Source organism: Desulfitobacterium sp. PCE1 (genome assembly GCF_000384015.1).
Taxonomy (GTDB): Bacteria; Bacillota; Desulfitobacteriia; order Desulfitobacteriales; family Desulfitobacteriaceae; genus Desulfitobacterium; species Desulfitobacterium dehalogenans.
In genome coordinates this window covers 975,116-998,268 of record NZ_KB913023.1, presented here as the reverse complement: position 1 = coordinate 998,268, position 23,153 = coordinate 975,116, and the positions used below count along the sequence as shown (strand labels likewise).

Annotated in this window: 24 protein-coding genes; 4 read left to right on the top strand and 20 right to left on the bottom strand. The window is 43.4% G+C overall.

What is annotated here, in order from left to right; genetic code table 11:
- Positions 1–211 precede the first annotated feature (211 nt).
- From DESPCE1_RS24155 to DESPCE1_RS0104880, 12 genes are all read right to left on the bottom strand, one after another.
- A complete protein-coding gene (locus DESPCE1_RS24155; RefSeq protein WP_242831396.1) occupies positions 212–715 on the bottom strand; it encodes a methyl-accepting chemotaxis protein in 504 nt (167 codons plus the stop codon).
- An 865-nt stretch (positions 716–1,580) separates the two neighbouring features.
- A complete protein-coding gene (locus DESPCE1_RS0104930; RefSeq protein ID WP_019849688.1) occupies positions 1,581–2,144 on the bottom strand; it encodes a hypothetical protein in 564 nt (187 codons plus the stop codon).
- Between the two features lie 21 nt (positions 2,145–2,165).
- The gene (locus tag DESPCE1_RS0104925; protein ID WP_014792935.1) at positions 2,166–2,828 is read right to left on the bottom strand and encodes a permease prefix domain 1-containing protein; all 663 of its coding nucleotides are present in this window, start codon (positions 2,826–2,828) and stop codon (positions 2,166–2,168) included.
- Between the two features lie 224 nt (positions 2,829–3,052).
- Positions 3,053–4,066 carry a selenide, water dikinase SelD gene (selD, locus tag DESPCE1_RS0104920; RefSeq protein ID WP_084813886.1) on the bottom strand — a complete coding sequence of 338 codons (1,014 nt, stop codon included), beginning with the start codon at positions 4,064–4,066 and terminating at the stop codon, positions 3,053–3,055.
- 78 nt (positions 4,067–4,144) lie between these two features.
- A complete protein-coding gene (locus DESPCE1_RS0104915; protein ID WP_019849686.1) occupies positions 4,145–5,065 on the bottom strand; it encodes a selenium metabolism-associated LysR family transcriptional regulator in 921 nt (306 codons plus the stop codon).
- 68 nt (positions 5,066–5,133) lie between these two features.
- The gene (locus DESPCE1_RS0104910) at positions 5,134–6,390 is read right to left on the bottom strand and encodes an MFS transporter (protein WP_019849685.1); all 1,257 of its coding nucleotides are present in this window, start codon (positions 6,388–6,390) and stop codon (positions 5,134–5,136) included.
- Positions 6,391–6,579: 189 nt separating this feature from the next.
- The gene (locus DESPCE1_RS0104905) at positions 6,580–7,674 is read right to left on the bottom strand and encodes a DUF2275 domain-containing protein (protein WP_019849684.1); all 1,095 of its coding nucleotides are present in this window, start codon (positions 7,672–7,674) and stop codon (positions 6,580–6,582) included.
- Positions 7,671–8,171 (bottom strand): RNA polymerase sigma factor, encoded by a 501-nt coding sequence (locus DESPCE1_RS0104900; RefSeq protein ID WP_014792930.1) that lies wholly within the window; start codon positions 8,169–8,171, stop codon positions 7,671–7,673. Before DESPCE1_RS0104900 ends, DESPCE1_RS0104905 begins: the two co-directional genes overlap by 4 nt.
- Before the next feature lie 209 nt (positions 8,172–8,380).
- Positions 8,381–9,046 (bottom strand): heme exporter protein CcmB, encoded by a 666-nt coding sequence (locus tag DESPCE1_RS0104895; RefSeq protein WP_014792929.1) that lies wholly within the window; start codon positions 9,044–9,046, stop codon positions 8,381–8,383.
- Entirely contained in the window at positions 9,043–9,735 is a 693-nt protein-coding gene (locus tag DESPCE1_RS0104890; RefSeq protein WP_019849683.1) for an ABC transporter ATP-binding protein, read from the bottom strand. Before DESPCE1_RS0104890 ends, DESPCE1_RS0104895 begins: the two co-directional genes overlap by 4 nt.
- A gap of 175 nt (positions 9,736–9,910) precedes the next feature.
- A complete protein-coding gene (locus DESPCE1_RS0104885; protein ID WP_019849682.1) occupies positions 9,911–10,819 on the bottom strand; it encodes an RsiV family protein in 909 nt (302 codons plus the stop codon).
- Positions 10,812–11,333, bottom strand: coding sequence for an RNA polymerase sigma factor (locus tag DESPCE1_RS0104880; protein ID WP_019849681.1), 522 nt, complete (start codon positions 11,331–11,333; stop codon positions 10,812–10,814). The genes DESPCE1_RS0104885 and DESPCE1_RS0104880 overlap by 8 nt, the downstream gene beginning before the upstream one ends.
- 247 nt (positions 11,334–11,580) lie before the next feature.
- Here DESPCE1_RS0104880 and DESPCE1_RS0104875 point away from each other — a divergent pair, with 247 nt between their 5' ends.
- The 3 genes from DESPCE1_RS0104875 (at position 11,581) to DESPCE1_RS0104865 (ending at position 15,334) form a co-directional block, all read left to right on the top strand.
- Positions 11,581–12,864 (top strand): IS110 family transposase, encoded by a 1,284-nt coding sequence (locus tag DESPCE1_RS0104875; RefSeq protein ID WP_019849557.1) that lies wholly within the window; start codon positions 11,581–11,583, stop codon positions 12,862–12,864.
- Between the two features lie 425 nt (positions 12,865–13,289).
- On the top strand, positions 13,290–13,799 hold the full coding sequence (locus DESPCE1_RS0104870) for an RNA polymerase sigma factor (protein ID WP_019849677.1): 510 nt from the start codon (positions 13,290–13,292) through the stop codon (positions 13,797–13,799).
- A complete protein-coding gene (locus DESPCE1_RS0104865) occupies positions 13,799–15,334 on the top strand; it encodes a sigma-E factor regulatory protein RseB domain-containing protein (RefSeq protein WP_019849676.1) in 1,536 nt (511 codons plus the stop codon). Before DESPCE1_RS0104870 ends, DESPCE1_RS0104865 begins: the two co-directional genes overlap by 1 nt.
- Before the next feature lie 93 nt (positions 15,335–15,427).
- Here the strand turns inward: DESPCE1_RS0104865 and nagZ are convergent, their stop codons facing one another.
- The 5 genes from nagZ to abc-f all read right to left on the bottom strand — a co-directional run bounded on the left by nagZ (position 15,428) and on the right by abc-f (position 19,913).
- Positions 15,428–16,699 carry a beta-N-acetylhexosaminidase gene (gene nagZ, locus DESPCE1_RS0104860; protein WP_019849675.1) on the bottom strand — a complete coding sequence of 424 codons (1,272 nt, stop codon included), beginning with the start codon at positions 16,697–16,699 and terminating at the stop codon, positions 15,428–15,430.
- Positions 16,700–16,883: 184 nt separating this feature from the next.
- Complete coding sequence (locus DESPCE1_RS0104855; RefSeq protein WP_028305462.1) at positions 16,884–17,234, bottom strand: GIY-YIG nuclease family protein; 351 nt, start codon at positions 17,232–17,234, stop codon at positions 16,884–16,886.
- A 3-nt stretch (positions 17,235–17,237) separates the two neighbouring features.
- Positions 17,238–17,717, bottom strand: coding sequence for a DUF6530 family protein (locus DESPCE1_RS0104850; protein ID WP_014792920.1), 480 nt, complete (start codon positions 17,715–17,717; stop codon positions 17,238–17,240).
- Between the two features lie 170 nt (positions 17,718–17,887).
- On the bottom strand, positions 17,888–18,163 hold the full coding sequence (locus tag DESPCE1_RS0104845; protein ID WP_014792919.1) for a DUF2089 domain-containing protein: 276 nt from the start codon (positions 18,161–18,163) through the stop codon (positions 17,888–17,890).
- Between the two features lie 97 nt (positions 18,164–18,260).
- The gene (gene abc-f / locus DESPCE1_RS0104840) at positions 18,261–19,913 is read right to left on the bottom strand and encodes a ribosomal protection-like ABC-F family protein (protein ID WP_084813853.1); all 1,653 of its coding nucleotides are present in this window, start codon (positions 19,911–19,913) and stop codon (positions 18,261–18,263) included.
- Between the two features lie 426 nt (positions 19,914–20,339).
- Between abc-f and DESPCE1_RS0104835 the strand changes: the two genes are divergently transcribed.
- Positions 20,340–20,972: a hypothetical protein gene (locus tag DESPCE1_RS0104835; RefSeq protein WP_019849680.1), complete on the top strand. Its 633-nt coding sequence runs from the start codon at positions 20,340–20,342 to the stop codon at positions 20,970–20,972.
- 43 nt (positions 20,973–21,015) lie between these two features.
- Here DESPCE1_RS0104835 and DESPCE1_RS0104830 read toward each other — a convergent pair whose 3' ends face one another.
- The 3 genes from DESPCE1_RS0104830 to DESPCE1_RS21050 all read right to left on the bottom strand — a co-directional run.
- Complete coding sequence (locus DESPCE1_RS0104830) at positions 21,016–21,780, bottom strand: MerR family transcriptional regulator (RefSeq protein WP_019849670.1); 765 nt, start codon at positions 21,778–21,780, stop codon at positions 21,016–21,018.
- A gap of 97 nt (positions 21,781–21,877) precedes the next feature.
- Entirely contained in the window at positions 21,878–22,528 is a 651-nt protein-coding gene (locus tag DESPCE1_RS0104825) for an HAD family hydrolase (protein ID WP_014792915.1), read from the bottom strand.
- A gap of 25 nt (positions 22,529–22,553) precedes the next feature.
- The coding region (locus DESPCE1_RS21050; protein ID WP_019849679.1) for a low specificity L-threonine aldolase at positions 22,554–23,153 on the bottom strand (600 nt) is incomplete at its 5' end.

Sequence of the window (23,153 nt, the reverse complement as noted above, 5' to 3'; positions counted from 1 at the left end):
ACTCTTTATATACTATTTTTTGCACCGCAGGAGCATACCCTTTGCTCCGGAATCTTCCCCGCTGGGATCGCCATACCCTCTGATCCATAATAGCGAATCCCCTCCCATTTCAATACCTTGAAGCACCATGGAATGCTGCAACCGGTATATAAGACGGGAGGGGATATCTGTTTCTGACGATTTACCTCATCTATTTCCTGTAATTTAGTAATTAGAAACTAAAGGCTATAAACTCATTGGTCAGCTGTTCACTGATCTTCGTAACGCGACTCAAGGCTTCGGATATGGATTTTGCCTCAGTTTGATTGATTGTGGAGCTATTGAGTATCTTGTTAATAATCTCATCCATGTCCTTAATTTCTCCGGCTAAGAAATGGAGCAGCGGGACGGTACGATGATTGGTTTGTTTTATATTGGCAACCAGCTGCTGGATGAATTGGATGGATTGTTTGCTTCTCTCCGCCAATTTCCTTACTTCATCGGCAACGACGGCGAAGCCTCTCCCCGCTTCTCCTGCACGGGCTGCTTCAATGGCCGCGTTGAGCGCCAGTAGATTGGTCTGGTCCGATATTTGTTTAATCGTATTAATCAGTTCATCAATTTTTTGGGTATTGGTATTAAGATCATTGGTAACCTCAATAGTTTCGTCGATACGCTCTACTTGCCTCTGGATTCGGCCATGAGCTTCATGGATACTTGTGTTTGTATCTTCCATGAAATTCACAATCCCTTCCATAGAACTCATAACTTCTTGAATATGAGCATTTAAGTCGAAGCTAATACCTTGGGTATTGGAAAGGATCTGATTAAAGTTAAATTCCACCACCTTTTCCGTCAGATGCAGTATATCCTCAGGTTTAATGGTCCTATGAAATCCAATCACGGGAACTCTTTGTTTATCAAAGTACTGCCCGTAATGAGTCCAGAGAATTCCCTTAGCCCCTACAAAGCCCTCCATTCCAACGATGTAGTCTGCAGATTGCAATACTTCCTTAATCTGAGAATTCTCCATCTCATTAAATGGGAGAATTCTATAGTGTACATGATTCACTTCATGCTCGTGGAGGTATTTCTCAATGGCTTTGGCCTGGGAGCCGTTATTATTAAAGATCACAACATTGGATTCTGCGGGGATCCGAGCAACCCTTATGTAAAAAAGGTCTTCGGGTATGAGTTCAAGAGGGAATATTCGTTGTCTGTCTATATACTTAGAGGCTTCCTCAACTCTTGTCGGAAGTACGATATAGAGGTCGTCATTTAAATTAGGAGGGATCTCCTTGATATAGTACCTGTTTCTCATTTGGACTTTATGACCAAAATAGAGGGATGTAACCCGGTGCAATTCATCAGCCACAGCCTGGGAACTCCCGATGGTAGATATATTCATTAAACGGTTATTCATTCTCTCATCCCCCAGTCTATGTGAAAGTTACTACAATTATTAATACACAATTTCACAATTTGACATTTCTCCGCAAAACTCCTTTATTCCATCAATATGATTTTTTAATGCTAATGATTAAAATAAATGAGGTTAAACATCCAATATAAAAAAAAGGTGGGCTGCTCAATGAAATGATTCATTTAGCAACACACCCCCGATTAGTGTTCCCTAAAGATGATGCTCCATATTGCCAGGTAAATCCCTTATAAATCTCTTCTTTACCTTCAATGTGATACAAATCCATGGGCTTAATCAGTTCTGGAGGAAATGAGTTCTGCAGCAAATTGATCTTAATAAGGAGTTCAGAAACAAATTGAGAGCAGAAGTAGTAATTTTCTCTTCGCATAGGGATATTCATCGCAGCGGTAAATAACCCCAAAAAATTGTATCTAAAGGATCGGTCAGACGCTATAAACCGAGATATCTCATTAATCAACATCGCATGTTGAATTTCATTAATTTTTATCCGGTAAACAATGCATTCGCAATTGCTTTGTTTTAGAAAAACGCCCTTATTAAAATTTTCTCTAATAAAGCCGGCGGAAAACGGATTGTTGGGCCTGACCCGTCCAAAGGAATACATGGTCTTCAAATCCTGGTCGAGGCTGATGGAAGTATGAACGTATTTTTCCCCAGTTACGAAGGTCAGTACTCTGGAGAGCCATGTTCCTGTTTTCGAGAACACAAGATAAACATACAAGGTATGAAAACACCTCCGTAGTCAATGTCCTTTACGGCGATCCGATCCGGTCAAAATCAAAAACAAGAACACTCCAAAGCCTAGGAGAAAAAACACAATCAATGAAGTTATGGCAATAAATAGTTTACCCGTAGCCAATCCGGTAACCACGGCTGAAAACATACCAAAGAGCATAAGCCCGACAGACAAAGCATAAAGCCCCGCTCTTACCTTATTCATCCCGTACCTGCTGCGAGTTTCCATGGTCAGCAGGCTATAAGCTAATAGAGCTCCCCCTGCAACGATGAATATTCCTGACCCTGATACACTAACAGCATCCAGCTTCATGAAGTATAACATAGCAATATTAAAAAATCCAAACAAAATTATTAATGAGCCTGCTATGATTCCGGCGAGGGAAATTCTTGCCGCCATAGTGGAATAAACGGCTTGCTTCGCTTCATCCTGACCAATCTGCCGCATCTCCGCCACCAAACCGCTCAAATCCCCTAAGGACACGATAGCTTCCTTAAAGGCTTGCTCTTCACTTATTCCCCGGTTTTTGTAGTCCAAGGTTTTCTCTTTAAGACTGGTAGCTATTTCTTCTTTCAAATCAAAGAGCTGCTGGCTTGCTCCAACTCCTGCGAATAAAGCATCGATATAGGCTGAGACTTTGTTTTCCAAATCATCTTCATTCTTTCTCATGGCTGCAAATTCCTCCCTGCTCTATTCCACTAAGAACATCCACTATCTTTTGAGCTAAGCGCCAGTCCTTGATGTTTTTCCCGTAAATCTCCAAACTTTATTTGCAACCTGGTTTTTCACCTCATGATATACAATGTATCACATAGTACTATGCCCGACAAAGCATTTTGGCACAAAATATAAACACCCCGTGCGTCACACGGGGCAGGGATTCGAGGAACATTTTACATTACTTCCAAGAGAAAATCCGTTCTCTCCTTAACTCTTCCTATAACAGCATAAGCCGTCTGATTTACTTTTTTTAATTCCTCCAGCAGTAAGTTTGCTTTGGATTCCGGTACCCCTATAAGCAATCCCCCTGAAGTTTGTGGATCATAGAGGATATCCTCAATAGGTTGAGGTATTTTCTTTAGGAAATGAACCTGATCCTTAAGGAAATCTCGATTGCGATAGGCTCCCCCAGGAATAATTCCCAACTTGGCAAATTCCTTACTTTCCTCAATAAGCGGCAAGAAATCCGTCCAGATTTCCAGGGTTACCTTGCTGGCCTCTGCCATCTCCCGGGCATGGCCTAAAAAACCGAAACCTGTAATATCCGTGCAGCCGGACACCCCGACTTTGTGCATTGCCTGACCGGCATCTTTGTTAAGATAAGACATGATGTCCACTGCTTTTTGATAGGTGGCTTTATCCACGAGATCCCCTTTTATGGCTGTAGCCAGAATGCCAATTCCTAAAGGTTTGGTCAAAATCAACAAGTCCCCCGGACGTACTCCCGCATTGGTTAAAATTCGCTGGGGATGAACCAGGCCAGTAACAGATAAGCCATACTTCGGTTCATCATCTTCCACCGTATGTCCGCCGGCAATGATGGCGCCTGCCTCTCTGACCTTTTCCGCTCCTCCTTTGAGGATCTCTGCCAGAATTTCACTTGGCAAACACCCCGGAAAACAAGCAATATTTAACGCAGTAATCGGCGTTCCGCCCATAGCATAAATATCGCTTAAGGCATTGGCTGCTGCGATTTGACCAAAGCTAAAGGGATCATCAACCACAGGGGTAAAGAAGTCTAAGGTGAGAATCATCGCCTGCTCGTCATTCAGCTTATACACCGCTGCATCATCACTTGTATCCAGACCGACGATTAAGTTCTCGTCTTCAAATTTCGGTAAACGGCACAGTACCTGTGCCAGAGCCTGAGGGCTCAATTTGGCAGCTCAGCCTGAACTCTTAGTCATTTGGGTTAATCTAGCTTCCACGGACTTTATCACTCCTTACGGAATTCATCATGAATAGTTTAATTCCTGAACCTGCAATTATTCATCACAATAAATGAGCTGATCAAGGTAATAATTAAGGATAAATTCTCGGAAAGCAGCTGCGCTGGGAGAGAGAGGCCGGTTCCGATAAGTCACTAAATAAAACGACCGTTCGAGATCAAGTCCATCGATTATAAAGGCTTGAATTGTTTTGGCTTTCAGCTCCTCTTCTACACAGAGGGACGAAACCACCGCTACTCCTAACCCTTCACTCACGGCACGCTTTATCGCCTCCATATTATTCATTTCCGCAACAACATTCAGCCTATCAGGGTCGATTCCCTTTTTCCTAAGTGCTATTTCAAATTCCTCTCTTGTTCCTGAGCCCTTTTCGCGAAGGATAAATTTTTTCTTCAGCAAACTTTCTATGGCTATACATGAGCTATCTGTTGGTTCTATACACTCCTTAGAAGCAATAAGTACAAGCCGGTCGTTGGTAAGAATCTCATAGTCCAGTTTGTCTTCATCTATACGGGTACCAACAATCCCCACTTGATATTTCTTCTCTTGGATCTCCCTTATGACTTCCCGCGTATCCCCTTGATGAATTAAAAACATGATGTTAGGGTTCATTTTTTGAAAACCTGTCATAACCTTAGGCAGCAAATACTGACTGGGAATAGACGATGCCGCGATTTCCAACCTCCCCTCAATCTGCATGTTATGCTGATTGAGGCAAGAAATGGCACAATCTCTGGTTTCCAGCAAATTAACTGCATACTGATAAAAAATATCCCCTGCGTCAGTAGGAATGACATCCCGACTGGAACGGTCAAACAACTTTACACCTAATTCATTCTCCAGGTCGTTGATGTGACTGCTGATGGTCGGTTGGGTTAGAAACAGGGCTTTGCCTGCTCTTGAAAAGTTTCGTAAACGGTATACTGAAACAAATGCCTCTATTTGACGAAAATCCATGCCATTCTCCTAATTTCAATTTCTCTACTTTACGCCAAAACTCTAAGCGCGATCAATTTCGCCCAAATCTAATCCAATGGTTCTATCGACTTAACCGCCGGCTTGCCGGCCTCGAGGAGTACTTTGCTCCCGAAAAGGAAAAAGCTCTCTATGAACATGATTACCCCGGTTCCTATAAGCAGTACTTCTATGTTCATAATATCCGCCAGAGGGCCGAAAATGAGCATCCCCAAGGGCATCATGGTGCTGGAGATCATAGAAAGAACCCCGAAAACCCGGCCCAGAAAATCCGACTCCACCTTCTCCTGAAGCATTACCGTCGCGGGAGTATTAAAGATCGGCATAGCTACTCCTACGAACGCCATGAAAATGAGGTACAACCAGAAAATTGGAATAACCCCCAGCGCGACAGTGCAGGCTCCGAAGAGAAGGGTTCCCAAAGCCATGGAATGAATCCTATTCTTGAAGCCTCCCCAGGTTGCCATTAAGATTCCTCCGATCATCATGCCAATGGAGAAGGTCATTTCAATGGCTGTAAGGCGCCACACATCATCCCCAAAGGTTCGCGCAACCTGAAGTGGGGTCAAGAAAGCCGCCGGTGCAGCCATAACCATGAACAAAGCACAGAATACGAAAAATCTTTTTAAGAAAGCATGTTGTTCAATATAACGAAGACCTTCACGCAGATCTGCAAAATAGCTGACAGGCTCCTTGGCCTGGGCTTTGCGATGGGCCGGCACATGCAAAAAGAAGAGTAAAACTGAAACTCCCAAAGCTGCTGTAACCACATCAATGAAGAATATAGCTTCAATAGTGGTGATGGTAAGCAAAGCTCCGCTCAGCATAGGGGATACCAGCATTACGGCTGATTGGATACTTCCGTTGATGCCATTTACCTTGATTAACTTATCCCCCGGCACCAGCTGAGGGATAAAAGCTCCCACCGCCGGCATTTGCACTGCTGCTCCAAGAGCACGGATGGCGGACATCACAAAAAGCAGCCACATCATTTTGTATCCGGCGAAAAACAACAGGGCCAGAATCAAGGTGGAAATGGCTATCATGGAATCAGCCAATATAATCAGCGTTTTTCTATTATAGCGGTCTGCCCACACCCCAGCAAAAGGAGAAAGAAAAAACGTCGGCAGAAAACCGCAGATAATGGAGATGGTCATCATGATCCCTGATTGGGTCTCTAAAGTGATATACCACATGATGGCATATTGAACTAAGGAGGAACCGAAGAGGGATATGGTTTGACTGGTTAAAAAGAGTATAATATTCTTCTTCCACTCTTGCTTGTTATTCAGAAATATCTGCTCCAATCGTTTCTTTGGTATTTTGTCTATGCCTGGTGTCTATTATACTGCATGATATTCACTAGGTATAGACTCACCGTCTCACCATGGAGGTAATTTGTACAGCTTATCCAAAATCCCAAGCACTTGGGATTTTCGACAAGCATAGCTGCTGTTAAATATAAATAAGAGGCTGTTCACACAGCCCCTATCTTTTTACGGTTCTTGTAAGGTCAATTCAAAGCTCTCTTCTTCGCCGCTCCATTGAACGGAGAATTTTCCTGTTTCGTTTTTATCAATTGTATGTGTTGTACCGCCATAGATTCCCCAGTACAAGGGTGAGCCATTATAGAAACTCGTTTGTTCTTCATCGAAGTTGCCTTGATGATACTCTTCCCCGGCCATGGTTGATTTTCCAGTAAGATATTCAAAGCTGTAATTGATATCTTTTATCTCCTCCGGATTACCTTTGTATTTTACCAAAGGAGTTTTGGTCATATAAAATTTAAACTTCTTATAGCCATCTTCACCTGTCCACCACTCTTCATAAGCAGATACCACAAGCTTGGCTTCCCAATGCTTTCCATCACCGTAAAGAACCCATTTTTCCCCTTGGTTCAAATCGTGAAAGATAGTTTTACCCAAGGTCTGAGTAATTGGGGCAATCTTACCATAATCACTTTGCCAATTTTCTTCAGAGATATTTAAGACCACAATTATGACCATATTCTTTGCTGCATAAGCAACACTCGGAATTTGTGATCTTGCGAATGGATCATCTTCCATATTTTTAATACCTTCGAGTACGTTTCTCCTTCCCAAAGTCGAATCAAACTCATAAATATATAACTGGCCAAGGCCTTCCTCATCTAAGCCATAAACTTTTGGCTGCACATCACCCAATATACATTCACTTGGGTCTACGACTGGAGATTGGCTGGCTTTCAAGCTAAGTCCTGCCTTTTTCAATACCTTAACCACATCCCTGGTGCTGATTGTTTCCTTTTCTGCCACAGTCCCAGCTTTATACCCAACCACACCGATTCCAACAGCCGCTAATATCAAGGCGATCAGCCCCACGACAGCTCCTATCCTAAGGCGTTTAAGCCATTTTTTAAAGGTATCCGGTTCCGGCAGGTTTTCCGGAATATTATCTAATACAGGCTCTTCATTTTTTAATTCCCTTAGAAAGTCCTGGCAAGAGCCGCATTCTTCTAAATGCTTTTCCACCAAGTCCCTCGTCTTGGGATTGACATCCTCCTCCACATACAAAGGGAGAATATCCTGAACCAATTCACAAGGGAGCCTCATTCCTTTCCCTCCTTTTCTGCATAGGTTTTACGGAACTGCAGCCTTGCCCGATGCAAAGTAACTTTTACCCAAGGCACAGACTTCCCCATAATCACTGCAATCTGTTCGTAAGCCAACTCATGCCATTCCCGCAGCCAGAATACTTCACGATAGTTTTCAGGGAGTTCCTGAAGTACACTCCAGGTCAGAATCAGCTTTTCTTTGAGTTCCAGGACCATGTCCGGTTCATGAGAGACCGGGCCCTTTAACATCTCTGACTCGGGCAGCGGGTAGCTCACCTTCTGCTTTCTTTTCCACATGCTGTACACATTGCGCGCTACCTTGTACAGCCAAGTGGTCACTTGGGCTTCCCCTCGAAATCTGGAAAAGGTCCTCAAGACTTGGAAAAAGGTTTCCTGAGTCAATTCCTCAGCAAGATGGGTATTTCCCGTTAAGCCATAGAAATAGTGGAAGATAGGCTTTTCGTAGGTTTTATAGATGTCTTCTATTGTTTTCACTCTATCTTCCCTCCTCTACCCTATTAGTGCTGATCAACCCAGAAAAGTTACATTTTAAACAAACTTATTTGGCTAAGAATACTGCAATCACCTACTGCTTTTATTGATCTACAGGGATAAGAAAATGGTGAACGAGAAACCACTCTTGTTCACCATGTTTTACACGCCCTATGGCCTTCTTATATTGATGCCACGACCTCCCGATAAGTCTACTCCATATAGTTTTCATCGAAGCCTATGTAGGAAGCAACCAAAAAGAAGACATCATATAGGAAAAGAAAAAGAACTTGCCTCCAAACGTCGGGCAGGCCCGCTCCCTTGGCTATATCGACCGTCATACTGAGACCTATGAACAGGGCCGGTAGGAATAAGGGGAGTGAGACAACATTGGCTAATAACTCCCGTCCTTGACTTTTAAGTGAAAATAAGGAGACCAATAAACCAACTGCTACAAAGCCCACTGATGCCAAAAGTGCAGGAACCAGGATCTGGATCATAGCTATGGGGAGATTGAAAAACAGAATAATAAAAGGGAAGGTAATGAGCTCCACTATCATGACTAAAAGTAAATTGTAAATAAATTTACCTAAAAATATAACTCTCGGTGAAACCGGACATAAAAATAAAGCATCCCAGCATCCTGCTTCATCCTCCATGGCAAGGGATCTGTTGAGAGTCTGAAAGAGCAAATAGACAAGAATCAGCCAAAGAGTCAGGGCAGCCATCTCGGGTTTAGAGCTGGGGATCTTCGCCGAAACAAGACTTGAAAGAAAAATCAAAGTGAAGGATAAAAAAACAAGGGAAGTAAACAATTTCTTTTTCCCAGCTTCAATCTGGAAATCTTTATAGGCTAATGCTAAAGCTTGTCTGATCATTGCCCCACCTTCCACCGATAGAAGTCTTTAAAGGTCGCTATATTGTCTTGCCATAGTTCGTCAAATACTATAGCACCCTGATTAAAAATGATAATTCTTTGTCCTTCCTTAATCTCAGTATTAAAATCATGGGTAGCGGTCACCACCGTCTTATCCTCCACTGAATCGATAAATCGGTGTAGATATTCGGAGGATTCCAAGTCAAGCCCTGAGTAGGGTTCATCAAGGAGCAGGAGCTGTGGTTTATGGAGCAAAGCCTTGATGATGAGAAGCCGCTGTCTCATCCCTTTCGATAACTGTGAGATTTTACTGTCCAGCTTCATGGTCAAGTTAAACTGAGCCAGCAACCAATTTATTCTCTCATCAAGCTCAGGCTTATCAATACCGTACATTTTCCCGTAAAATTCGAGATTCTGTTTTATGGTCAAGGATTCATATAAATGACCTGACTGGGGAGCAAAACCTATACTTCCCAATAGTTTCGTTCTCATGGATGGCGGGTATCCCATTATTTTCAGGGTTCCTGAGGATGGAGTGATCAGGCAGGACAGGATTTTGAGGAAAGTCGTCTTCCCTGCTCCGTTAGGGCCAAAGACAAGAACTTTTTCACCATGATTAATGTTAAGTGTTATATTCTTCAATGAGAAACCTGTATCAAATTCCTTACATACATTCTCTAGAAGTATCATGTCAATCCTCCACATATTGGTCCCCTAAAATGCATTTAAGGCCCAATGCGTATTCATTATAATTATACTATAAATAACACCGCCTAAACAAAGAGAAACTCAGCAGGATTTACTTGCTGAGTTTCTCATTTTCTCTACTATTCATTTCGCTAATGCCAGTCTGGACTGCCCCTTTTTAGGGTTTAATATACTCGTTGCTGACCAGTAAATCAGCTATGACCTCAGTGGGAATGACGAACTCCTGAATTCCCATAAACCCAGGACCCACTTCGTACTTGTCGAAAGAAATCACCAGCTTGTAATCGGAGTTAATATAGAAGCTTTGCTCCGGGTTAATCTGGGTATAGGGCTCAAAATAGTTTTCTTCGCCCTTATTCTCATCCGTAACAACCCAGTACGTTAAATTAGGGTCAGCTTTCATCTTCGCTTTCATCTCATTCACGATATATTCACTGATCACTTTAACATAACTGTCATCTTTAAACAAGCTGGGCAGAGTAATCAGAACCTGATCCACCTTATCAATGGTGTCATATTTAAATACGGTAGAGGAGGACCCTACAGTGTTGACCACATAACGCCCAATGGCTAATAGACGCTCATTATCCGTCTTGATTTCATAACCGCTGTCAACCCCCAGATGTCCATCGCCCAGAGCTTTCATTTCTTCTACATCAGCCATAAAGTCCTCATAGAGTTTTTTGTTTTCCTCTAAATACTTCTGGTTTAAAGCCTGGCCCAGTCCGCTTTCCTCCAGTCCGCTAATGACGGGGACTTCGATATTAGCTTGGTGTAACCCGTCATCAAACTGATAATCCCGAAAAGTAAGAACTTGGACTATAGTTTTCATTCCCGGCACATCGGCTATGACACTGGCCATGGTGGGACTTACGTTAATACCTCCTATCAAAACCATAACGGCGGCGGCTGCCGTTGCGACAATCTTGCGACCCATAATCAATCGACTCCTTTGCTGTTTTTTCTTACCATCCTCTATCGCTTTCTGAACAACCTGTTCCAGCTCCTTGGGGATTGGTGTATTGTGATACTCTTCTTTTAATTGGGATAGCTGCTTATCATCCATGCCTGATCTCCTCCATAGGTTCTTCCATTTGCACGCGAAGTTTTTTGAGGGTAGCATAAAGACGGGACTTTGTGGTATTCACATTTTCCTTTAACACTAAAGCTACTTCCTCAATTTTGAGATCTTCATAATACCGAAGAATGATGCGGCCGCGCTCAGCAGGAGATAATTTCTCCAGGGCGGAGGCTAAATCCAGATCAGAACCCTCCTCACATCCGGCAGCAGGTTCATCGATATATGTACTGATGGTTTCGGAATCCACTACAACCAAGCGCTTCTGCTTACGCAGGAAATCGAGAGCTGTATTGACGACAATGCGATACACCCAGGACTTCATACTATGAGAATCCTTTAAGGTGTTCACTGAGGAAATAGCTTTTATGATTGATTCCTGGACTACATCCAAAGCGTCCTCCGGATGTTTAACATAACTGTAGGCAAGCCTATAAATAGATTCTTGATTCGCTATTAGATAGCTCTCAATTTCCCTTGTTAGCTCTTTCTTATCAAACATACCTGACTCCTTTTGAAGTGCACTTCATCCATGAGAAGGTCTTTTTCTCTTTCTACTATAAAGACGCTGATGAAGTAATAAAAGTTTTAATAGAACGTGACGTTTTCCTCTCTATTCTCGTTTAAGTTATTGAGGAGCATTCCTGTAGTAGTCAAAAATGATCTTTGTCAAAAAGAAGACCTCACGTTACAATTTGAAAGGACTGTTGGCCAACAGAATCCAATCAAAATAACGGAGGTCATCCCAAATGAATTTTACACAAAACGAGAAGCTAAAGCAACTATCTGAAAGAAGTATTGTGATCGGAGTGGACATCGCCAGCGAGCTTCATTATGCCAGGGCATTTGACTGGCGAGGAGTCGAGCTGGGCAAGGTATTCAAGTTTGAAAACAACGCTGAAGGATTCAAGGATTTCCATGCATGGATTGAACGTTTAAAAAGGCAAGCACAAAAGGAATGCATAGTGGTAGGCGCAGAACCAACCGGTCATTACTGGTTTAGCCTGGCATCTTACCTAAAAGAGCAAAGTATTAAGCTGGTCCTCGTCAACCCGTTCCATGTAAAGCGTAGTAAGGAGCTTGATGACAACCACCCCAGCAAAACGGATGCTAAGGATCCCAAGACCATCGCTAAGCTGGTCATCGAGGGCAGATACAATGAGCCCTATATCCCGGAAGGAATCTATGCAGAACTGCGAATAGCAATGGCCTGTAGGATGCGCATCCAAAAGGAAATGAACAGTATAAAAAATCGTGTTCAACGGTGGCTGAAAATCTACTTTCCCGAGCATGAAACGGTGTTTGGAAAGTTTGATGCCACGAGTAGCATGCTGGTATTGCAAGTTGCCCCGCTACCTAGGGATGTTGAAAGACTTGGAGCAGAAGGAATCAACCGAATTTGGAGAGACAACAAATTGAGAGCAGTCGGAATGAAAAGGGCTAAGAGCCTGTATGAAGCTGCTCAGAAGAGCATTGGTTGCACCGAAGGAGAGTCTTGTTCCCGAATGGAAATCCAGCTATTACTGCAAGACTATCATACTAAAACAGCACAATATGAGGCAGTCACTGAAACCATCGATGGGTTGTGCCGTCAGATACCCGAAGTAGCCAAGTTGCTTGAAATTAAAGGTGTTGGCCTCGTTACCGTGGCAGGTTTTCTCTCCGAAGTGGGAGATATTAGACGCTTTAATTCTCCAAAGCAAATTCAAAAGCTAGCGGGCCTAGCCTTGCGAGAAAGTAGCTCGGGCAAGCACAAGGGACAGACCACCATCAGTAAGCGAGGTCGAGCGCGGTTGAGGGCGATTCTATTTCAAGCAGTGATGCCGCTAGTCGCCAAAAACGCAGAGTTTGCAGAGATACACACCTACTATACGACAAGGCCCAAGAATCCACTGAAGAAGAAGCAATCGTTAATAGCCTTAAGCTGTAAACTGATTCGGGTGTTCTATGCCCTATTAACAAAGGGTATAGACTATGACCCGAAAAAGCTGATTCAAGATATTCATCGTCCAGTTGAGTATTCAGCAGCGTAACAGAATAGCAGCGAAATCACAAAAACAAACGGTCTGTGAGTAAGCGTCACCGCAGAAGTGAACAATCCAGGTAGCCTAGCAGACAAAAGAGCTGGTAGTCAGTCGGATAAATCACCATTAGAGCAAAGACTCGGTTGAGGAGCATAACTGACACCCAATCATGGATAGGTGGAACGAAGGAATTTAGGGCGGATTTATCATCTTGACCCTGTTAGACATGGGAGGTTTACCACCGTGAGAATAATGGGTTTACAACGGCCAACATATGCTAAAAAAGCAGACGTTTGCTTTGCTATACCCAAATTCTCTGAATTAGGCATTCTATGCGAATTCTATCCGTGGTGAGCTAGTTTGTTTGGTAAGGAATTCTATGAAAAAGCGAGATATTCAAAGAAAATCAAAAGATATTATAGGGAGGGGAACCTGTGGAATCCAAAACCGGCCCCCCGCCCTCCACTATGGAGAGCTGGTATCGAGAAACTGTAACAAAGCTATATCGTTTTATTTACTCCCAACTCCAAAGTAAAGAAGAAACTGAAGACATTACTCAAGAAACCTATCTACGCTGTCTTAAGCAAGATTCAGGCAACCTCCCGCCTTATCCCTATCTCAAGCAAATTGCCCGGAATCTTATGACCGATCGTTATCGTCATAAATTAGTAGCCCAAAACCATCTTGAACATCTCCCGGAGCCCGAGTATCCCTCTCCCGAAGAAGAATGGCTGAACCGTTCCACCCTACATGAACTGATGAATCAGCTTCCCTCTGATTATCGTCAGATTTTGGAGTACCGCATTATTCAGGGCTATTCCCGCAAAGAAACCGCCACACTTATGGGACGCAGTGAAAGCTCCATCCGCGGGCTGCAGTATAGAGCCTTGCAGACCCTACGCTCTTACATCCATAGTTATCAACAGAAAGGAGGAGACTTGTGATGAGTAGCGATCATCCTAAGGACCATCCCTCACCTGAAGAGCTCCTTGATCACTATATTGACGCTTTAAATGGAAATAGCTCTCCTGAGGATTATGATATCACAGAAGAGGATAAGGAGCTCCAATCTCTCGCCAAAAGGGTTAAGGCTTTTGATTCAGAACCCAGTCAAGAATTCATGGCAAGCCTCTGGCAAAAGCTTGAGCCCATGGCCAGTGACTCAAAAAGCATTTCAAAATCTAACTACCGTACTCTGAGATTCATCCCTTGGGCAGGCCTTGTAGCAAGCATCCTTGTCTTCCTGATCCTCTTCTCTCCCTGGTCCGGTTCCAATCAAACTATCGTCATGGCTATGGAAGAATCTGTGAAGCAGCTGCAAAATTATCATGGCGTCCTTGAAAAGGTCAGTACCAATGAAGCCGGTGAGCGCCAAGTCCTAACCCGCACGGAGATCTGGTCCGACGGTGAAAAATACGCCACAAAAACTCAGAATGGGCTTTTTACTGTGAACAATGGAGAAATCCGTTGGAGCACAAACCCCGCAGCCAAAGAAATCTCCCTCCTCCCCATTTACCTGGATCCTCACGACTTTGATCTCCAAAAAGAAGCCGCCAAAGCTTTACGCTATCCTCACCAAATCATTGGGGAAGACACCATCACAGGACATGCTGCCACCCATATTGAAATCCAACCTCCCGGCGGTCTTCCTTACTCCCTATGGATTGACCAGGAAACCCATCTACCCATACAGCTTCAAACAGCAATGCAAAAGTCCCTGCAAACCACCTACACCTATGTCAGCCTTGAAACCAACACTACCCTAACAGATGACATCTTTGCCTATAATCCTCCCCAGGATTATAAGGTCATTGACAAGAACCCGGATAAAGCTGTGGCATCCTTAGAGGAAGCCCTCAAAGTCAGCGGAATGACCTCTGCCCAGCTTTCGGAGACTCCCCAACGAATTTTTGCTTCAGCAAACCGTGTGGTTCTTGATTTTGGCGATACCATAGTAGTTCAAGCCAAAGCCACTACACCCTTCGTTCCCGATCTCCTCGCTATCCTGGGGAAAGCAGAGGGCGGGCCTCTCGAAATCTTACCCAATAGCCTGCGCTGGCAGCAAGATGGTCGGGAAATCCTTGTGCAAGGAGAACGTGTGGAAGAATTGGCGAAGCAACTCTCCACCAACCTTAACTTTACCCCACAAGTCGGAGCAACGCCCCCACAGGATATGATTCCCGTAGAGGTTGATATGGAAGTGGTAAAAAACAGTCAACAGCAAGTGGATGCCGGGAGTAGTCCTTGGCAGCTCGATCCCACCCAAGTAGCCTTTACCTTCGTCGCTCTGAAGATCTCCCCGGAAGGGATTACCGGCGAGCCGCCCTTAAACACCAATGCTCTCCAGCTGACTGATAATGATGGCAAAAAAGCCGTCATTCAAGTATCCGATAGTCCGGTGAAAACCGTATATCTGGAACGCTTAATACGTCAGGATGAGACAGGTATCTGGACCGTCACAGGCTATGTCCCGCGCTGATTGGGCGCTGGAGCTGCAGTCTATAAAAACGCTTAAAGGGAGCAAGCTTTTTGCATACAGGCAAGGCTTGCTCCCTTTTTGAATTGTTATAATCTACCCTTTTAAAGCCGGATAATTTTTATAAAGCTGCTCAATTTCGGCGTTGATACCTTGTACATCCACTGAGTCTATTTGTCGGTCAGCTAAAGCATACTTCTCTTTCAACTTTAAGACACGGTAAACACTTTCATCTATCCGGTCCGATGGAATTTTACCCGTCTCCGCAGCATGAAGGATCTCCTTAAGTACAGCCTCTTCCTTAGCGAAATCATGGCAGACCAGTACAATATCGCTGCCTGCCAGGATGGATTTCACCGCGGCCTCACCGATACTATAATTCTCCACAATAGCCCCCATGGTCATATCATCCGTAATGACGACCCCGTCATAGCTCATCTCTTTACGAAGGATATCACTGATGAGAGCTTCCGAAAAGGATGCCGGGTAATCCGGATCAATCTTCGGCAGCAAGATGTGGGCCAGCATGATGGCATCCACATCATTGGCAATGGCTTCTGCGAAAGGAACAAGTTCAAAGTTCCTTAATCGTTCCAAATCGTAATCAACTCTGGGTAATCCCACATGGGAATCCACTGAAGTATCCCCATGACCCGGAAAATGTTTAACTACAGAGATAATACCTTGATCCTGAATTCCTCCCATGGCTTGTATTCCCACTTTACTGACAAGCTCGGGGGTATTCCCAAATGCACGATCACCGATAACCGTGTTCTTTGGATTACTGAAAATATCGAGAACTGGGGCGAAATTCACATTCATCCCAAATTCTTTGACTTCCCTGCCCAGGATTTCTCCCATTCTTTTCCCTAAAGCCCCATTATTCTGTGCTCCAACCCGCAGACTGGAAGGCATCTTTTTAAATTCTGAAGGCATCCTGGATACCCTGCCTCCTTCTTCATCAAGAGCTAAGAATAAGGGAATCTTATTGACTCCATTCGTGTCTTTTAATGCATTGAGTAACTTTAACATCTGCTGAGTATCGTTCACATTTTTCTTTAAAAGTACAAAACCACCCACATGGTAATTCTGAATTAACTGCTGAGCATTGGCATTGATCTCATACCCGTCCACTCCCACCATTACCAGTTGTCCGACCTTCTCCTCTAAGGTCATCGCTTGGATCCGTTCCTTAAGGGGGTCAATCACAGGAGTCTCTTCTGAGGGAGCGGTCGGATTATTGCCCCCTTGTTGACCTGGCATGGGAGTGTTAAAATCCTGAAGGTTTATCCTTTGGGATAAAAAGACAAATCCTAAAACCAAGGCTAAACTAACTATTCCGAGTATTGCTATCGTTTTTTTGCACATTTTACCTCTTACCTTTTCACATTATTTACGAGACCCTTTGACTTTAATCTGATGCTGTCTCAATATATCCAAGATATTCTTAATCTTATTGTAAACCTATTCCCCTTATTCATGTAAAGTTTTTCGGTTCTTGAAAAAATAATGCCCATCACCCTGCGCTGGGATGTTGGGCATTAAGAAGGATCTACCGTTTGACTACTGTAAACCCCTGACCCGCTAATTTCTCTTCCCACTCCATCAGTAAGAGGGCAAGGTCATCGGTGTAATCGGTCTTGGTCTCATCCTTATCATATTCAAGCTGTTCAAGAACTTCAAAGGTAAAGTGTTCTTCCCCTTGCTCCTTCCATTTCTTCAGCAGCTCCCGGCAGGGAAAGAACCCGGTCTCCAGCTTAAACCGTATGCCATTGAGGGTCGCCCTCAGATTTTGAGTTCCCTCAATATAATACCAGGCCTCTTTCTTTGAGCGAATCCCTACGATCCCCATATCAGACCTCGTCTGCTTATATTGCTCTTTGAGTTCCTTTTTCCTATCCATCATTTAGTACCCCATCTCCTTAAGAATCGCTGAGAGAGCTCGCAGGCGCTCTCCTAAAAGCTCATCATCATTGCATAGAGCCTGATTAAACAGCTTTATATCTTCATTGATTTTCTCATTATCAGTGCAGACAGCCACCGTCATAGCATCACCTTGTAGACCAATTCTGTCAATTACCGGTTTTTCTAAGTCATAGAGATTATCATAACGATAGGCTTCCCGAAAGTGAAGCTTAGCCCGGCATACCAAAATTGCTAAATCAAGAATTCGATGAAGTGGAAGTTCTTCCGATTGTCTGGACCACTTTTCTCCAGTATATCTCCATACTTTAGCAGAAATATCCACTTTACCCCGATCATTCCACTGAGCTAACCCTAAGGAAAGGCCCTTGGCATCAGACTTATAGGCATAACGGCCATCCACGTTTTCATAGTTTTCGGATACGATCACCGGCTTATGCTTTAAGCTGGTTGGTATTTTCATGATTAAAACCTCCATCACCAAAATAATTTCATCATCTTCTCTACCCAAGATAGATATACTTATTTAGTAACTTAGTAATTAACTAAACTACTAAATAAGTATAGCTATCTCATTACCTTTTGTCAACAAACAAACAGACCCCGATAACTCTCAGGGTCTGCAAATGGCATTCATTCTCTTTTATGGTCACCCAACGACTCTATCACACAATCGAGACGACTTCGCACAGTTGGGTATGAGATTCCCAATTCCTTTTCAACCTCTTTTATATTTCCTCGGCATTTAAGAAAGGTTTCTACAAAAAGGAGCTGATCATCGGGCAACTTGCAAAATTTACAAGTGCGAAATTCTCCTTCGACCATTGTAGGACAATGGGTACAGGCCAGTTTGGTCACACGCATCTCATGCTTACAAATCGGACATTGATGAGGAATCTTATAATCCACCTTTGTCACCTCAATTTTTTATCACAGCTACTTTTCCGAACCTCCTCTCTCAGTTGCTGCCTACCTCAAAACCGCTTTGTCCTAACTTAGACGATTGCTAAAGCTTCAGCATAGCCTTGAGCCTCTTTACTTCAGTTAAAATAGCATAATACTCCTTATCAAGATCTTCAACCTTATCTTTTTTAGTAGGCATGGAAATTCTGCCGACCACTTCCGTCAAGCGGTTCTGCAAGACAAAAATTTCTTTCTCAATCTCTTCTTTTGCCCTGTCAACCCCTTTGTTTTTCTGTGCCAAATACTCTTCATAACTCCCCTTGAAGGTTTTGATACTATGATTCTCGATGGTCATGATATGATTCGCCACTGAGCTGATAAAGCGACGATCATGGGAAACAAAAAGCAATGAGCGCTCATAGTTTTGCAGGACATCCTCAATAACCTCCATGGAATTGATGTCAAGATAATTGGTCGGTTCGTCGAGGATTAATAGATTAAAGTCTTGACAGAGAATCTTGGCAAAGGAAGCTTTTACTCGCTCACCCCCGCTCAACACATTTACTTTCTTATACACTGCATCTCCTTTAAAAAGCAGCCGGGCCAATAACCTTCTTACAAAACTCTCCTCATGGATGCTTTCTTCCATCACATTGCCCAGGATACTGGCATCTTCATCCAATATACTTAAGTCCTGACTAAAGTAGCCGATTCGGGCACTGGGAGCAACTCTTATGGAATCATCCCGGTTGATGATCATTTTAAGCAAGGTGCTCTTTCCGCATCCATTAGGCCCAATCAAAGCTACCCTTGCCTCGTTTTCAATACGAAACTCCGCATTTTGAAAGATTATTTTACCTGCGAAGGCTTTGTTGAGCTTCTTACCTTCGATAATCACTTTACTATGAAGTTTCTGAGCATCAGCAATATCCAGCTTGATCTTCTCGATTTGCTTAGGTTTTTCCTTGACCTCCAGTTGCTCGATTCTTGTCTCCACACTTTTTTTGGCCCGGTCAAGATTAGCTTTAGCTTTTTGATTCCCCATCTTATGAAGCCTGGCCTCAGAATTCCCCATCCTACGGGGTGTCTTCCGAATCGACTTTGATTTTTCGCTGGTCTCGATCACAACCCTCTCCAGCCGCTTTTTTTCTGAAACGTATTGCTCATATTCAAACTGGGCCCTTTCTCTTTCCCGAGCCTTCTGCTCACTATAGCTGCTGTAATTGCCCGGATAAACTTTAATCCGGCCATCCTCCAATTCCAGAATCTTATTGCATAAACCATCAAGGAGGGTACGGTCATGAGAAATGAGGAATAATCCGCCGGAATACTCTGCAAAATAATGCTCAATCAGCTCGATTCCCTCCATATCCATATTGCTGGTGGGCTCATCGGCAAAGATCATCGCACTGTTTTGGCTTAAGCAATCCGCCAGCTTAAAGCGGGTCTTTTCGCCACCGCTCATACTCTCGCTATAGGTCATGGGAATTTTGAATTTCGACGCCATTTCTTGACTGATCATTTCATGCTCAGGTGGTTCCATCTGGGAAACCGTTGAGGATTGACCATAGGCTTTCACCCACCCCTCATCAGGTGGAAGTTTTTGACTGAGAAGGTTTAGCAAGGTGGTTTTACCCACTCCATTAATACCAACGATTCCGATTCTATCTTCAGAATAAAGGCTTAATTTTTTGATATCAATAATCAAACGGTCTCCGAAATATTTTTTTACATTGCTGCATTCAACTAATAAAATAAAAAACCCCTCCTATTCTTACCGGAGAGGATAGTGTCATTTCGATTACAACGCAATAGACTATAATTCTACCTATGTCTCAAAACCCTTTTTCGGTCATAGGACACTTTAGAATGTACAGTAAGGCGCAGTTGTATGAAAAGCTATCCACAGAGAATAATCACTATCCACTCACAGGCAAAAATGCATACGTTTCAAAGCCGTTACCACGACTTTTCTCAAAAGCATATTTTCCTTGCAAAGTGAATTAGTTGCGCATTTTCTGCAGATACCTTACCTTTCATTAAAATAAGCCAAGAGCAGGCTTTTCTACCTCATTATATAAGTCTTTATCTTCCGCTGTCAACCGGGCACATTCCCAGTAGAAAAATCAAACTATTGAATATCATCCAAAATATGTTATATTAATAGCAAGGTGGTGATCGAGTGGATCAGGAGATACGCGAAATTCTCAATAAGCTACTGCACGGTCAAACAACAATGAGTGAAAATATCGATTCGCTTCAGAGGGATGTCAGTTCTATGAAGGGTGATATCTCGGCCCTACAGAAGGATGTCGGTTCCATGAAAGGCGATATCTCGGCCCTGCAAAAAGATGTCGGTTCCGTGAAGGGCGATATCTCGTCCCTTCAAAAAGATGTCAGTTCCGTGAAGGGCGATATCTCGGCCCTTCAAAAAGATGTCAGTTCCGTGAAGGGCGATATCTCGGCCCTGCAAAAAGACGTCGGTTCCATGAAGAGCGATATCCCTTCCCTGCAAAAAGATGTCGGTAACTTACAATCTCTGGTGGCGAAAAATACGCTTTTATTGGAAAGCACTCGGAAAGATATCCAAATCATTGCTGATGTTCAAAAAAGCCATTATGAGCAAAATCAACGAGAGCATCAGGAAATGCTCACAATCATAAATAGTAAAACAAATATCATTGAATTAGCGGTTAGATCCATGTCCACCACTCTAGGTGAAATTCAGGAAGATAGTCAATCCTTAGACGAAATAATCGGACGACATGCCCGATCCATAGAAACCATGAAAAGGAAATTAGCAAAGACACTCTAAGCGAGTGTCTTTTGCATTTCTTAACGTAGTTATTCGATCTTCTTTACTTCTTCATCCCGGTATAAATAAAGACTGCATCTCTAAGGAATTCCGCGGCTCCCGGTTGTTTCTCATCATAATAGGCTGTAAATCTCGGATCATCCACATACATCTGAGCCAGCCCCGCATGAGCCTCCTTAGTGTAGCTGGACCAGGAGTAAGTGAGCCACTGACGATGAAGATCAGCTGTTTTTTGAGCCAGCTCCCCGGCAGGATCCCCGGTCTTGAAGGCCTCATAAAGAGTTGCCAGCACATCTTCACCAAGCTTGGTCAGCTCATCATATTGCTCCTTGGTCATGTTCATAAGCTTCCGGTTGGATTTCTCAACGGTCTCTTCACCGTACTTTTCCCGAATTTCCTCACCATATTTGGCTTCATTCTCTTCAATCAACTTACGTTTAAATCCTTCAAATTTTTCTTTGTCGGACATAGTGATTCTCCCTTCTTTTTGAGCAATGGTCTTCTCGACATTTTCAATGAGTTGCTCCAATTGCTCTTTTTTTTCCAGAAGCTTCTCACGATGTTCCCACAGTGCCTTTGTCCCATCAAAATCAGGAGAGGTAATTATATCTTTAATTCCTTCCAAGCTCATCCCCAACTCCCTATAAAATAAAATCTGTTGCAGGCGGTCTACTTCCTGTTGCCCATAGATTCGATACCCTGAAGAAGAGATTCTAGCCGGCTTAAGAATCCCGATCTCATCATAGTATCTGAGGGTTCGCGGGCTGACTCCTGCCAAATGAGCCAATCTTTGCACTGTGTATTCCATGTGATCACCTCCTGACGAGATTAAGAATACACCTTAACGCAACGTCAATGTAAAGGGGGAAAATGAAAAAGTTTTTTAGAAATTTTAATGATAATGATTAGGTTAACATTCCAAGCAATTGCTCAAAGCTATCAATAACTTCAGTATAATTTTCCACACGACCAAAGCCATAACTTGCATAAATAAACGGAATCCCAGCCACTTGAGCCGCCTTGGCATCTCCTAGAGTATCCCCTACATAGACTGTATTCTTCAGCTTATTACGCCTCATAATAAGCTGAATGTTCTCGCCCTTGGTCAGACCCGTTCTGCCTGGATTTTCATAATCCACAAAATACTTCTCCAGCCGATGGGCGAAATAGAAGGCCTCGATATAACCCACCTGACAATTGCTTACGATAAAAAGCTTATACTTTTGGGCAAGAGTCTCCAACGTCTTCTCCACATGAGGATACAAAATTCCCCCATGCTTTTTTAAATACTCGCATTCGATCTCACCGCCCCGATCCATGATTCTATTCCGAACCTCCTCTGAAAAGGAAGGAAAAAGCTTTTTTCCAATCTCGGGAATCTGAAGTCCCATAACACTTTTAATTTGGTCTATCGATATTTCATCTGTTTGCAGTCCCTGTTCCTGGTCAAATTCCTTTAAGGCTTTATTCCAGGACACCCGTACCGGTTCTGTGGCATCCCATAAAGTCCCATCCAGATCAAAAATTATACCCTCAATATCCCGCAATTTATCCATAATAAACACTCTTCCTTGCCAATCATTAGGCGCTAAGCACCTGACGGATATCTTTCATAAAAGAAGCCACCGCCTCCTCCCGTGTCGCCCAGGATGTCACCAAGCGGATCGCCGTGTGTCCCTCATCGACTTTGCCCCAAATTTCAAAACGGTATCTGCTCTTCAGCTCTTCCACCACTTCGTTGGCGAAAATGGGAAAGATCTGATTGGAATGGGATTCCGAAAGAAAAGGAACCCCTGCTTCTTTTAATCCATCCCGCAGCTTATAGGCCATGGTATTGGCGTGGATTGCCAAATCAAAAAAGAGATTATCCCGAAAAAGCTCCAAAAACTGAATTCCCAGAACCCTCCCTTTAGCTAAAAGGGCCCCCTTTTGCTTCATATGGTAGCGAAAATCCTGCTTTAATTCCTCATTGCACAGCACCAAAGCTTCGCCCAGTAGTGCCCCGTTTTTTGTCCCGCCGATATAAAAGGCATCCAGTAGATCGGGCAATTCAGATAAAGTCAAATCATTTCCTTCCGAACACAAAGCGGAACCGAGTCTTGCCCCATCCATAAAGAGATAGAGTTTTTTCTCCCGGCAAAATTCACTGAGCAGTCGCAGTTCTTCTTTATTGTAGGCCGT